12 protein-coding genes are annotated in these 12,830 nt (G+C 70.8%); 4 read left to right on the top strand and 8 right to left on the bottom strand.

Going from position 1 to position 12,830, the window contains the following annotated elements:
* Window positions 1-65 precede the first annotated feature (65 nt).
* Window positions 66-1,895 (top strand): helicase-associated domain-containing protein, encoded by a 1,830-nt coding sequence (locus R2J75_RS00390; RefSeq protein WP_243334733.1) that lies wholly within the window; start codon window positions 66-68, stop codon window positions 1,893-1,895.
* A gap of 9 nt (window positions 1,896-1,904) precedes the next feature.
* On the opposite strand, the gene R2J75_RS00385 is transcribed toward R2J75_RS00390, so the two are convergent.
* Genes R2J75_RS00385 through R2J75_RS00375 form a run of 3 tightly spaced genes read right to left on the bottom strand, consistent with a single transcriptional unit; the run spans window position 1,905 to window position 3,269 of the window.
* Window positions 1,905-2,192: a hypothetical protein gene (locus R2J75_RS00385; RefSeq protein ID WP_243334734.1), complete on the bottom strand. Its 288-nt coding sequence runs from the start codon at window positions 2,190-2,192 to the stop codon at window positions 1,905-1,907.
* Between the two features lie 44 nt (window positions 2,193-2,236).
* Window positions 2,237-2,755 (bottom strand): hypothetical protein, encoded by a 519-nt coding sequence (locus R2J75_RS00380; RefSeq protein ID WP_243334735.1) that lies wholly within the window; start codon window positions 2,753-2,755, stop codon window positions 2,237-2,239.
* Window positions 2,742-3,269, bottom strand: coding sequence for an RNA polymerase sigma factor (locus R2J75_RS00375; protein WP_243334736.1), 528 nt, complete (start codon window positions 3,267-3,269; stop codon window positions 2,742-2,744). Before R2J75_RS00375 ends, R2J75_RS00380 begins: the two co-directional genes overlap by 14 nt.
* Window positions 3,270-3,355: 86 nt before the next feature.
* On the opposite strand from R2J75_RS00375, the gene R2J75_RS00370 reads away from it, so the two are divergent.
* Both R2J75_RS00370 and R2J75_RS00365 read left to right on the top strand, forming a co-directional pair.
* Window positions 3,356-4,180: a uracil-DNA glycosylase gene (locus R2J75_RS00370; protein ID WP_316410867.1), complete on the top strand. Its 825-nt coding sequence runs from the start codon at window positions 3,356-3,358 to the stop codon at window positions 4,178-4,180.
* A 34-nt stretch (window positions 4,181-4,214) separates the two neighbouring features.
* Complete coding sequence (locus R2J75_RS00365; RefSeq protein ID WP_243334738.1) at window positions 4,215-5,573, top strand: tetratricopeptide repeat protein; 1,359 nt, start codon at window positions 4,215-4,217, stop codon at window positions 5,571-5,573.
* A 15-nt stretch (window positions 5,574-5,588) separates the two neighbouring features.
* Here the strand turns inward: R2J75_RS00365 and R2J75_RS00360 are convergent, their stop codons facing one another.
* Entirely contained in the window at window positions 5,589-6,626 is a 1,038-nt protein-coding gene (locus tag R2J75_RS00360; protein ID WP_316410866.1) for a TlpA family protein disulfide reductase, read from the bottom strand.
* A gap of 26 nt (window positions 6,627-6,652) precedes the next feature.
* On the bottom strand, window positions 6,653-8,095 hold the full coding sequence (gene nth / locus R2J75_RS00355) for an endonuclease III (RefSeq protein ID WP_316410865.1): 1,443 nt from the start codon (window positions 8,093-8,095) through the stop codon (window positions 6,653-6,655).
* Between the two features lie 63 nt (window positions 8,096-8,158).
* Between nth and R2J75_RS00350 the strand changes: the two genes are divergently transcribed.
* Window positions 8,159-9,016: a bifunctional 5,10-methylenetetrahydrofolate dehydrogenase/5,10-methenyltetrahydrofolate cyclohydrolase gene (locus tag R2J75_RS00350; protein ID WP_243347279.1), complete on the top strand. Its 858-nt coding sequence runs from the start codon at window positions 8,159-8,161 to the stop codon at window positions 9,014-9,016.
* An 85-nt stretch (window positions 9,017-9,101) separates the two neighbouring features.
* Here R2J75_RS00350 and R2J75_RS00345 read toward each other — a convergent pair whose 3' ends face one another.
* The 3 genes from R2J75_RS00345 to R2J75_RS00335 all read right to left on the bottom strand — a co-directional run bounded on the left by R2J75_RS00345 (window position 9,102) and on the right by R2J75_RS00335 (window position 12,786).
* Window positions 9,102-9,464: a P-II family nitrogen regulator gene (locus R2J75_RS00345; RefSeq protein WP_243334746.1), complete on the bottom strand. Its 363-nt coding sequence runs from the start codon at window positions 9,462-9,464 to the stop codon at window positions 9,102-9,104.
* Complete coding sequence (locus tag R2J75_RS00340; protein ID WP_243347277.1) at window positions 9,461-11,098, bottom strand: ammonium transporter; 1,638 nt, start codon at window positions 11,096-11,098, stop codon at window positions 9,461-9,463. The genes R2J75_RS00345 and R2J75_RS00340 overlap by 4 nt, the downstream gene beginning before the upstream one ends.
* A 146-nt stretch (window positions 11,099-11,244) precedes the next feature.
* Entirely contained in the window at window positions 11,245-12,786 is a 1,542-nt protein-coding gene (locus tag R2J75_RS00335) for a sigma-54-dependent Fis family transcriptional regulator (RefSeq protein ID WP_243334750.1), read from the bottom strand.
* Window positions 12,787-12,830 lie beyond the last annotated feature (44 nt).

The raw sequence follows: 12,830 nt of genomic DNA, 5'->3' as shown, positions 1-12,830 counted from the left end.
ATCAGCTCCTATGCAACTGTTCCGATGACCAGCTGCGGGCGATTTGCCAGCGTCGGAAACTGCCCGTGCCCCAGTACTGGCAGGAGGGCCCCGAGGGGCGCACGCGGCTCCTGAAGACGATGGTCTTCCACCTGGAGGACAACAAGCAGCTCACCAACACGCTCCTGGACCTGGACGCGGCCAAGCTGGCCTGCCTCAAGGCCCTGGCGGAGGCGGAGCGGCAGCCCGAGCCCGCGTTCCAGGAGGAGCTCCTGACCCTGGGCCTCATCCTGCCCCACGCGGGGCAGTGGGTGGTGCCGGGCCGGGTGGCGGATGCCTTGGCCGACTTCGACGACGCGGCCTTCTGCTTCCAGGCCGGCCCCGACGTGGAGCTGATTCCCGCGCAGCCCTACGGCTTCGCCCTGGCCCTCACCTCCGTGCTGCTCCGCTGCATGGGCGGGATCCGGGTCCTGAAGGGCGGCCTTCCCGCCAAGAAGGAGCTCACCCAGCTCCTCTTCCGGAACGCCATGCTCAAGGACGAGCGGGACGCCACCCTCGTCTTCGGCCTCCTGCACCGCCTGGGCCTGCTGTGGAACCGGGAGGGCCGGGTGGACACCCTGCTGCCCGCCGTCCTCAGCCACGCGCCGCGCTGGGTGCCGGAGCGCGCCTTCGCCATCCTCCTGGAGCACGACCTCAAGCTCTGGAACATGCCCCCGGCCGATGACCGGACCTTCTTCATGCAGCACCTGCTGGAACGCCGGGGCCAGGTCCTGGCCGTGAAGCCCTTCCTGGCCTTCCTCCAGACCCTCCATCCCCTGGACGCGGGGCGCACCGAGACGGTCTTCCTGCCCTTCCTGGGCCGCATGGGCCTGGTGGACCTGGACGCCTCGGGCCAGCACGTGCGCCTCAGCGCCCACGGCGAGGCCCTCGCCCAGGAGTACCTGCTCCGGGACCACCGCGGCACCGAGCCGCACTGGACCCTCCTCCAGGCCGACCAGCCCCTGGTCATCCAGCCCACCCTGGAGGTGCTGACCCCCATGGTGCAGAACCCCCACCGCCTCCTGCGCGTGGCCCAGATGGCCGAGGTGGAGATCCTGGACGCCATGGTCACCCTGCGCATCGGCTCCGACACCCTCGTGCGCGCGCTGGACACCGGCCTGACCCTGGAGGAGATGAACGGCCTCCTCGGCGCCCCCGCCGCCGCGGTGCCCCAGCCCCTGGCCCAGCTCCTGGAGGACCTGGCCCGGCGCCTGGGCGAGGTGGAGGTCCAGCAGGGCTGCCGCCTCGTGCGGGCCCGCAGCGCCGCCCTGGCCGACGAGCTCATGCTTCGGCCCGAGCTGGCCACGCTGAATCTGCAGCGCATCTCCGAGACGGTCCTGGAGGCCAACGGCCCCGGCAATGCCTTCGCCCTCCTGAAGCAGGCCGGCTTCCTGCCAAAGCCCGGCCGCTTCCTCCCCGTGAGCATCGACGGCGACGAGTCCCTGTATCTCTGGTCCCTGGCCTGCCTTTCCTTCGTGGACGAACAGGGCATGAACCACCACCTGGACCCCGTCCGCCAGATCATCCACGCCGCGCTCCAGCGGATCCAGGCCGAGGACCCCAACCTCTACCAGGAGGTCCGCCGGCGCGTGCCCATGCTCCACATGGGCATGGGGGCCCAGGCCGCCGAGGAGACCCAGCGGATCATCGAATACGCGGCCAGCTACAACCTCATGGTGGAACTCACCTACCTGCCGCTGGCGGCCCACCGGCCGCAGCTCCGCAAGGTGACCCCCCAGGGCGTCGACGGCGAGCACCTGCGGGGCTTCTGCCACCTCCACCAGGAGGTCATGACCTTCCGCCTGAGCCGCATCATGGGCGTCCGCCTCCTCAACGAGCGCGGCTGGACCCCGCCGGTCACGACCCAGGCGGGGTGAGGGCCCTGCCTAGAGGTTGCTGATCTCGGTCAGTCGCTTGTCGATGCGGTCGCCGACGCGCTCCAGGACGTCCTTGAGCTCGGCCCGGCCGTCCTTGGCATCCTTGTCGAACTTGCGCTCCAGCTGGAGGATGGACTTCTGCATCTGGTTCAGCAGGCCCTTCAGCTCCTCCATCTCGTCCATGACCTGATTGACGCGGGGATCGGGCGGACGGCTGTTGCTGAACACGGCCATGCCCGCCAAGGCGGCGGCCAAGGCGGAGCACAGGAGGATGAGTAGTTCCATTCCGGTGGACATGGCGGCGCTCCTGCCCCCATCTTACCGGGTTGGAAACCGTCGCGTCAGTGGGCCTTCACCCGCTGCGTGTCCTGGGGAACGACGCTGGCGGGGTTGTCCACGGGGATCACCAGCTCCTTGCCCTTCGGCTGTTTCGCCTTGGGCTGGTCCTTCACGGCCAGGAGGCTGGGGGCCGGATTGAGGGCCCGGCTCGCCTCCGGGGAGGTGGTCCCCAGCTGCTTGACGACGCCGGCGAGGCGCGTGATCTCCGCCTCCTGGCGGGTGATGGCCGTGGCCAGCTCGTCGGCCTTGTTCTTCTGGCTCAGGCCCCAGAGCCCCACCCCGCCGAAGGCGATGGCCAGGGGCAGCGCCGCGGCCATGAGCATCCAGTGGGTCTGCTTCCGGGACGTGCGGTTCCGGCGCCGGGCCTCCCGGCGGAGGTCCTCGGCCAGGGCGATGAGTTCGGGCGTGGGCTCCGTCTCGAAGAGGTTCCGGGGCTGGAAGCCCAGGAGCGCCCGGAGCTCCTCCCGGAGCAGGGTGTCCTCTGCGGATTCTTGACTGCGCTGGGGGTCAAGCCAGGACATGGAGGCCTCCCGATGATCCGGATGAATTGAGCTGGTTCCTGAGATGGGCCTTCGCGCGATGGATGCGGGTCTTCACGGTCGCTTCGGGGATGTCCAGGATATCCGCGATCTGGCGGATGGACAGGTCCTCGACCACGAAGAGCCACAGGGTCTCGCGGAATGTGGGGGACAGGGTCTTCATGCGCTCCCGGACCTCCTGGCTCAGGAGTTCGTCGTCCGCGTCCGGCCCCTTGCCCTGTTCCATGACGGCTTCGAGGCTGATGGACTGGTTCTTGAGGGGACGGCGCTCGGTGAGGGAGAGGGTGCGGACGGTGCCATAGAGGTAGGCCGTCGGATGCTCCACGGGCGTTTCCCGCTGCATGAGGATGACGAAGGCTTCCTGGGCAATATCTTCCGGGTAAGTGGCTCCGTACCGCCGGGCGTAGCTCACCAGGCGGGGATACAGGGCACTGAAGATTTCGTGGAAGTCGGCGTTCTCCCCGAAGGGGAGGTCCGGCGGATTGAACGGCTCCATGCATGGCTCCGTGGCTGGAATGCTGCAAAAGGGAGATTTGTTCCCCGGCTCGTGGTCCCATGGCCGGAATTGGTTAGTCTAGGACCATGACCGGGCTTCTCCACCCTTGGCGCGACACCCTCCAGGACCTGGGGGTGGTGGGCCTCATCCCTCCACCCTACCAACCCCCGGCCGCGCCCGACATCCCCCCCATCCAGGCGGCGCCCGTCCCCGCCGGGAAGGCTTCGCCCGTTCCCACCCCCGCTGTGAAGGCCGCGCCGGTCCCGCCCCGCCCCACCCCGGCGGCCCCGCCCCTGGGGGCCGGGCCCTCCCCGGAGGCCGTGCAGGCCGCGCCGGACCTGGCGGCGCTGGAGGCGTGCACCGGGGGCTGCCTGGCTTGCCCGCTCGGCTCCAACCGCATGAAGTTCGTCTTCGGCGAGGGGTCCCCCCGGGCCCGCCTCATGTTCGTGGGCGAGGGTCCCGGCCGGGACGAGGACCTCCAGGGCCGGCCCTTCGTGGGCCGCGCGGGGGAGCTCCTGGACAAGATGATCGTGGCCATGGGGTTCCGCCGGGAGGACGTCTACATCTGCAACGTGGTGAAGTGCCGCCCCCCCGACAACCGCACCCCCACCCCCGCCGAGGCCCAGCGGTGCCTCCCCTACCTGCGGCGCCAGATCGAGCTGGTGCGCCCCCAGGTCATCGTGACGCTGGGCGCGACCCCCCTCCGGGAGCTGGTCGGCGTCCAGGCCGGGATCACCCGAATCCGGGGCCAGTGGCAGCGCCTCGAGATGCTGGGGGGCATTCCGGTGATGCCGACCTTCCATCCCGCCTACGTGCTCCGGCAGTACACCCAGGAGGTGCGCGCGGCCGTCTGGGGCGACCTCAAGGCCGTCCGGACCTGGCTGGACGAGCATCCCGGAGGCGCGGATTGATGCCAAACTGGGCCCCCAGGACCGAGGACACGTCATGCGCCTGATCAACCTCCTCTTCATCGCCCTCATCGCCTTCGCGCTGATGTCGGTCGGCTACGTCTACATGCGCAACACCGCGGTGCTGGGCCTGGACGTGATGCTGTGGAGCGACGCGAGCGTGCGCGTCTCCTCCCTCCTCATCGGCGCCTTCCTGCTGGGGTTCGTGCTCAACATCCTCTACACGGGGATCATGGAGCTCAGCCGCTTCGTGAAGGGCATCAACGCCTCCGCCGCGACCCGCGCCGGCAAGCGCCTCTCCAGCCTCCTCCACGAGGCCCGGGAGCTGCTGGCCCACGGCCTCCCCGGCCACGCGCGCCAGGTGCTGGAGAGCGTCATCCGCGAGCGCGCCGACCACGAGGCCGCCAACCTCCTCCTGGCCGAGGCCCTCATGAAGCTCGGGGAGTACGACACGGCGGTGAAGCACCTGGAGGCCTGGTGCCTGACCCATCCCGACGACGTGGAGTTCCACTACCTCCTCGCCGACGCGCTCGTCGCCGACCGGAACCCCGACGGGGCCACCTCCCTCCTGAAGCGCCTCGCGGGCGACCACCCCAAGCAGGGCCTCCGGGCCCTCCGGAAGCTGCGCACCCTGCACATGGACGCGGGACGCTGGGAGGAGGCGCTGGACGTCCACAAGCGCCTCGTGAGCCGCTTCGTCAAGGAGGTGAACGCCCAGGAACGCGCCCAGGGCACCGCCCTCCTCTACCAGGTCGCCATGAACAAGATCGAGGCCGACCAGTTCCGCGAGGCCGTGCCGATCCTGCAGCAGATCCTCAAGGAGGACACGGACTTCGTCCCCGCCTACCTGTCGCTGGGACGCTGCATGATCCTCCAGGACCAGGAGCCCCAGGGCATCGAGATCTGGCTGGAGGGCTTCCGCACCACCGGCGAAGGCGCCCTCCTCCAGGAGCTGGAGGACTTCTACATCCAGAGCGGCAAGCCCGACGAGGGCCTCGGCGTCCTGCGCCGGGTGGCCGCCACCAGCGAGTTCACCACGACGGCCAAGTTCTTCCTCGGGAAGATGCTGTACCGCCTGGAGATCCTGGACGAGGCCCTCGTCCTCTTCCAGGAGGTGCGCACCCAGGTGGTCTACTCCCCCATCCTCTTCTTCTTCATGGCCAAGATCCACGCCCGCCGGGGCCGGAACGAGCAGGCCCTGAACGAGTACCGCCAGCTCCTGCGGAACCTGGGGATCCTCCGCCAGCGCTTCGAGTGCAGCGTCTGCGGCCAGAAGACCCCCGACTACGTGGACCGCTGCGAGGCCTGCGGCAGCTGGAACGCGAGCCACTTCATGTTCAAGGAGAACGAGCTCCCCGACATGGGCCTCCGCCAGGAGACCGGCCCCTGGGTCTGATCCCGCCGGAGATCCCTACCGCGGCTCGAGGAACTTGGCGAGGGTCCGCTCCAGGGCCTCGCCCCGGAGGTCCGCGCCGCTGGCGACGATGCGCCCGTCGGGGCCGACCAGCACCGGCTTGGGGATGCTCATCACCCCCCAGGCCGCGCAGACGGGGTTCTTCCAGCCGCCCTCCAGGAAGGCGTGGCGCCAGGGCATGGGCGTCTCGCCCACGGCCCGGTACTTGGCGATGTGCTCCGCCTTCCGGTCCAGGCTCAGGCTGAGGATGGCCAGGCCCTTCTCCTTGAAGCGGGCCCAGGCCCGGTGCATGCCGGGCATCTCGCGGACGCAGTCCGGGCACCAGGAGGCCCAGAAGTCCACGAGGACGTAGCCCCCCTTGAAGGTCGCGGGGGTCAGGCGCTGGTCGGGGTCGTCCAGGCTGGGCAGGTCGAAGGCGGGGGCCGGGGCGCCCACGGCGGTGAGGGACTCGCTGTCCAGGCGCGCGCGGGCCTTGGCCGCCTCGGGGCTGTCGGGGAAGTCCTTGAGCAGCATGGCGTACGAGGGCCGCCAGTCCTGCTCCGTGCTGGTGTCGATCATGTCCGTGAAGTGGCTGAAGAGGAGGTGGCGGCGGAGGGCCCCGTCGGGGTGGGCGGCCCGGGCCTGGGCCACGTAGGGCCCGAAGGCCTGGGGGTCCCATCCCTCGGCGGCGCCCAGGAGGCCCAGGTCCACGGTCCAGGCCGGATCCGTGGCGGGCACCTCGCGCCGGACGTCGGCGAGTTCCCCGGCCGAGGGCAGCTCCCGGGCCAGCTTCCGGAAGAGGAGCCGCGTGACCAGGAGGGCCCGGCGGACAGGAGGCCGCTTCTCGCGGGCGAGGCGGGCCGCGGCCTGGGCCAGGTCCTTGCCCAGCTCGGGCCGGAAGGCCTGGGAGGGGTTGCCCGCCTCGATCCAGGCCGCCCGCGCCTTGGCGATGGCGGCGACCCGGGCCTTGGCGTGGTCCAGGACCTGCTGGGCGGGGTCGGCGGGACGGGCCGCGAGGGGGGCGACGACGAGGGGGAGCAGGAGGAGGGTCTTCATGGGGGACTCCAGGACGGGCCGGGGGATCAGGACAGGGCGCGCAGCTGCAGGATGGCATCCTCGGTGCGGCTCAGGTACCAGGTGAGGGCCCGGCCCTCCACGAGCCGGACGCGGGCCCCGGGAAGCAAGCGGGCCAGGGCGTCCCGGTGCCGGACGGTGAAGCGGTAGGGTTCACTGGGCAGGAGGACCACCTCGGGGTCGAGGGCGGCGAGGCCGGCGTCGTCCAGGCGCGGGTAGCCGTCCCCTCCGACGGGCATGAGACCGGCCTGCCGGACGAGGTCCCCCACGTAGGTGTCGGGGCCGGCCACGATCCAGGGCTCCTTCCAGACGAGGACCACGGTCCGGGGCCCCTTCCGGGGCGCCGGCCGCAGGCGGGCCTTGAGGGCCGCGGCCCGGGCCCGGCCCGCCTCGGGCAGGCCCACGGCGTCGGCCAGGACCTGGTAGGCCTTGAGGCAGTCCCGCACGCGCCGGATGTCCAGGACGAGGAGGGGCAGGCCGGCGGCGGCCAGGGCCTCCGCCGCCTCCCGGGTGTTCTCGCCGCGCTCCATCACCACCAGGTCCGGCCGCTGGGAGCGGATGCGCGCGAGGTCCGGATCCTTGGTCCCCCCCATGGCGGGCACCGTGTTGCGGATCCACCGGGGCTCCACGCAGAAGGTGGTCCTGCCGGCCAGGCGTGAGGCCAGGCCCCAGGCCACCAGGAGTTCCGTGACGCTGGGCACCAGGGAGATGATCCGGGTGGGGGCCGTGGCGGGCGCGGGGGCCGGGGCGGGCGCCGGGGCCACCCGGGCGGCGCCCCGGGGCGCGTCCAGCACCCGGCCGCTGTGGGGATCGGGCTGGGCCCCCTGGCCCGTGGGGCACAGGTCCAGGAGGCCGCAGCCGGCGCAGTCGGGCTTCCGCGCGTCGCAGACCCGGCGGCCGTGGAGAATGAGCTGGTGGTGCAGGTCGATCCAGGCCGCGCGGGGGAACTGCCGGCAAAGGTCGGCCTCCACCTTCTCCGGGGTCCCGGCGGTGGAGAGGCCCAGGCGCCGGGCCACCCGGAAGATGTGGGTGTCCACGGGCAGGGCCGGCACGCCGAAAGCGTTGCTGAGGACGACGTTGGCGGTCTTCTGCCCCACGCCGGGGAGGGCGGCCAGGGCCTCCAGGGTGTCCGGCACCTCCCCCCCGTGGCGCGCCAGGAGGGCGGCCCCCAGCGCCTTCAGGTTCCGGGCCTTGTTGTGGTAGAATCCCGTGGAACGGATCAGGCCCTCCAGCTCCGCCAGGTCGGCCGAAGCGAGGGCCCGGGCATCGGGAAACCGGGCGAAAAGGGCGGGCGTCGTCAGGTTGACCCGGGCGTCCGTGCACTGGGCGCTCAGGAGGGTGGCCACCACGAGCTGGAACGGGTCCACGTGGTCCAGGGCGCAGCGGGCGTCCGGGTACGACGCCGCCAGCCGGACCTGCAGCGCCTGGGCGGGGGGTGCCTGCTTTGTCATGAAAACCGGGGCCTCCTGCATTCCGTCCTAGGATAAACCGGTAGAATGGCCCGGAGGTGCCGAATGACCTTCCATCCGACCGGAAAGCTGGACTGCGTCGAGACCGCCCTGCACTACCGCGAGCGGGTGAAGGCCAACGTCAAGAAGCTGGGCCGGGCGCCCGGCCTGGGGGTGATCCTGGGCAGCGACGACCCCGGCAGCGTGCTCTACCGGGACCTGCTCGTGAAGGACTGCGAGGAGATGGGCATCCGCACCTCCCTGCACATGGTCGGCAGCGGGATCCAGGTGGTCAAGCTCATCGCCCACCTGAACCAGGACACGGGCACGGACGGCATCTTCATCTTCTACCCCCTCCGGTACCCCGAACTGAAGGACGACGAGATCATGGACCTGGTGGACCCCGGCAAGGACATCGAGGGCCTCCACTCCATCAACATCGGCTACCTCAACAAGTTCCGGAAGCGCATGTCCGAGGGGATCGACCGCGTGTGCATGGTGCCCTGCACGGGCCGCGCGGTGATCAAGGTGATCAAGCGGGGCTTCGGCACCGACTACTTCGCCGGCAAGACCGTCCTCATCATCAACGACAGCCTCCGCATCGGCCGCCCGGTCTCAGCCATGGTGGCCAACCTCAAGGGCACGCCCATCATCTGCCACCAGCACACGAACCAGGACCACCTCGAGGGCTTCGTGAAGATGGCCGACGTGATCATCAGCGCCGTGCCCGCCCAGGACTACCTGCTCCCCACGGACTGGATCAAGCCCTCCGCCCTGTGCGTGGACCTGAGCCACCAGGGCAACTTCGATTACCCCGCCCTGGACGCCAAGGGGATCCAGTACACCAACACGAAGCGCAACAGCGTCGGCAAGGTCACGCGGGCCATGGCCCTCCTGAACCTCACCTACGCCGCGGGGGTCTGACCCCCCCCGTGACCGGGGGGACAGGACCGGCGCAGGAGCCACCCGTGTCCGCCGTGCCCGTCCCCCCGATGGTTCCGCCGGCGCTTCAGGGGAAGCGCATGGGATCCGGCGTCAGCGCGTCCACGTCCGTCTCGCCCGTGCGGATCCGCACGACCCGCTCCAGGGGCCGCACGAAGATCTTCCCGTCGCCCACCTCCCCGGTCCGGGCCGCCTTGAGGATGGCGGCGAGGGTGGCTTCCACGAAGGGCTCCGAGACGGCGATGTCCAGCTGCACCTTCTCGTGGAACTCGTACACCAGGGGCGCGCCCCGGTAGGATTCGAAGGCGACGGTCTCGCCGCCGTGGCCGGCCACGCGGTGGAGGGTCAGCCCCGTGACCTCGGCCTCGAAGAGGGCGGCCTTCACGTCCTCCAGGCGCTCGGGACGGATGATCGCGGTGATGAGCTTCATGACCGGGCCTCCTGGGGGACGGTGGATGCGGGGCGGGCCGTCCTGGCGCCGGCGGCCGCCGGCGGCGCCTGGAACACCATCACGGGGGAGCCGAGGCCGGCGCCGTCGCTGGGGTAGGCGGGGGCCGACACCTCGTGGAAGTCCAGGCCCTGCAGTTCGTGCTCGGGGGCCACCCGCATGCCCACCGCCAGGTCGATCAGCTTGAAGAGCGCGTAGCTGGTGGGCGCCACCCACAGCAGATTGGCGCCGATGCCCACGAGCTGCGCCGCGAGCTGCCCGGGGTCCCCGTACAGGAGGCCCGTCACGCCCGTGGCGGGGCCGTTGTTGAGGCCCTGCCCGTACGACCCGTCCGCGAACAGGCCCAGGGCGAGGAGGCCCCAGATCCCGTTGAAGCCGTGGACCGCCACGGCCCCGACCGGGTCGTCGATGCCGAGGGTGTTCTCGACGAAGAGGGCCCCGGCGACCACGAGCACGCCCCCCACCGCGCCCACGAGCACCGCGGCCGGCGCGTTGATGTAGGCGCAGGGCGCCGTCACGGCCACGAGGCCCGCCAGGAGGCCGTTGGCGCTCATGGAGGGATCGGGACGCCCGTACTTGAGCCAGGTGAAGCCGTAGGCGGCCAGGGCCCCCGCGGCCGAGGCCAGCATGGTGTTGGTGGCCACGACGGAGATCCGCAGGTCCGTGCCGGCCAGGGTGGAGCCGGCGTTGAACCCGAACCAGCCGAAGGCCAGGATGAAGCACCCCAGGAAGGCCATGGACAGGTCGTGGCCGGGAATGGCCTGGGCCTTCCCCTTCACGAACTTCCCGATGCGGGGCCCCAGCACCGCGGCCCCGACCAGGGCCATCGTCCCGCCCGTGAGGTGGACGACGCCCGATCCGGCGAAATCCACGTAGCCGTGGCCCAGGCCCACGTTCCGCCCCAGCTGGGAGAGCCAGCCGCCGCCCCAGGCCCAGCAGGCGTAGACGGGGTAGATGAGCATGGAGGCGACGAAGCCGTAGATCGTGAAGGCCGAGAGCTTCCAGCGCTCCGCCATGGCCCCGGTGGGGATCGTGAGGGCCGTGTCCATGAAGACCATCTGGAAGAGGAACATGGCGAAGGCCGACACATCGTAGGCGCCGCCGGTCAGGAAGAACCCCCTGCCGCCGAAGAGCCCCCAGACCTGGCCGTGGATGACCGGCCCCACCAGCCGCGACATGGAGGCCGGGGCCGCCAGCGCCGCCCCCGCGGGCCCGCCCGAGCCGCCCATCTGGAGGGCGTATCCGCAGACCCAGAAGCCCAGGATGCCGATCCCGTAGACCATCAGGTTCATGGTCATGGTGTGGGCGGCGCTGCGCGCGCGGGTGAAGCCCGTCTCCGCCAGGGCGAAGCCGGCCTGCATGAACATCACCAGGAAGCCGGAGAAGAGCACCCACACGAAATTGAGGGAGACGCGCGTCTGGCCGAGGGCCGCCCCCAGTTCCTGGAGGGTGGGCTGGCCCGGCGTCTGCGCGGGCACGTTCTGGATGCCGCCCGTGGCGCCCCCCGAGGGGTCCGCCGCCGCGAGGGCCGCCGCCCCGGTGACCAGGAGGAGGGCCAGGCCCCACCGGAGGGCCCCGCGCCCTCCCGGCCAGGATCGTCGTCGCGCCTTGTCCATGCGTCCCCCCGGGCTGCCGTGCCCCTCCCATGGGGGATAGCAGCCGCCGTGCCAGGGACGACGGTTTCAGCTAAACAAAGCAAATAAACGAGAAGGCATCCAAAGGCGCCTCCGGGGGCATAGACAATTTTGTCGCAATGGTAAAATCATGGAACGTTTTTGTAGCCCTTTCCGAACGCGATGCCGTACTTCTTCACCTTGTAGGAGAGGATCCGCTCCGTGGTCTGGAGGAGGCGGGCGGCCTTCGCCCGGTTGCCCCGGGCGGATTTGAGGGCGTCCTGGATCAGGTCCCGCTCGAAGGCGCCGACGGCCTCCTCGAAGGAGGTGCCCAGGAAGGTGTTGGAGGCCTCCGCCGTCTGGAGGGTGGGCGGCAGGTGGTGGGCGTGGATCACGCCCCCGGGGCACACGAGCACGGCCCGCTCGATGCAGTTCTCCAGCTCCCGCACATTGCCCGGCCAGTGGTAGGCCATGAGCATGTCGATGGCGCTGTTGGAGATGCGCCGGACGTCCTTGCCCTGGGCATGGGCGAACTTCTCCACGAAGTGGTCGGCCAGGAGGAGGATGTCCGTGCTCCGCTCCCGCAGGGGGGGCAGGTAGAGCTCGAAGACGTTCAGGCGGTAGTACAGGTCCTCCCGGAAGGTGCCCGCCTGGATGAGGGCCTCCAGGTTGCGGTGGGTGGCCGCCACGAGGCGCACGTCCACCTTCACGGGCGTGACGCCGCCCAGGCGCTCGAATTGGCGCTCCTGGAGCACGCGCAGGAGCTTGACCTGGGTGGCCGGCGACAGTTCGCCGATCTCGTCCAGGAAGAGGGTGCCGCCGTTGGCCAGCTCGAAACGCCCGGGCTTGGCGGTGCGGGCGTCCGTGAAGGCGCCGGCCTCGTGGCCGAAGAGCTCGGATTCGATGAGGGCCTCCGGCAGGGCCCCGCAGCTCACCTCCACGAAGGGCCGGCCGGCGCGGTGGGAGCCGTAGTGGATGGCCCGGGCCACCAGTTCCTTGCCGGTGCCGGACTCGCCGCGGATGAGGACCGTGGTGCTGGCGGGGGCGGCCTGGGCCACCTGCTCGAAGACCTGGCGCATGGCGTGGCTCTTGCCGACCATGTTCTGCATCTGGTACCGGTCCTGGAGCTCCTGGCGCAGCTGGCGGTTCTCGTCCAGCAGGCGCTGGCGGTCCGCGGCCACGAGGCGGGCCACCTTCATGGCCAGGCCCACCATCCCCGCAGCGATCTGGAGGACCGTGGTGTCGCCGGCGTAGTCCCGGGCCTCGTCGTACGGCACGGTGAGGGCCAGGGTCCCGGCGGGCCGGCCGTCCAGGAAGAGCGGCACGCAGAGGAAGCTCACCTGGGGCAGGGCGCGGTTCTTGGTGCGCCGCAGGGACCGCCCGAGGAAGAGGGGCTCGTCCCCCACCTTGGGAACGACGATGGGCTTCCCGCTCTGGAACACGAGGCCGGTGATGCCCTCCCCGGCCCGGTACTGCAGGTCCCGGGCCGCGGCCGGAAGGCCGAAGGAGGCCTCCACCCGGAGGATCCCCGAGGCCGGATCCTGGAGGGCGATGGCTCCGGTGACGGCCCGGAAGGCCTCCTGGAGGATCTCCAGGACCCGGGGCAGGGAGGTGCGGATCTCGGGGGCGGCCAGGGCGACGCTGAGGTCCAGGAGGGCGTCCAGGTGAAGGCCGGGTTCGGGGTCCGCCATGCCAACCTCCAGAATTGTTGGTCCTGAAATTTTCTCCTACAAAA

Origin of the sequence: Mesoterricola sediminis (assembly GCF_030295425.1) — a bacterium.
In the GTDB taxonomy this organism is placed as follows: Bacteria; Acidobacteriota; Holophagae; order Holophagales; family Holophagaceae; genus Mesoterricola; species Mesoterricola sediminis.
The sequence above is the reverse complement of the archived record's forward strand: the minus strand, read 5'-3'. Positions and strand labels throughout refer to the sequence as shown.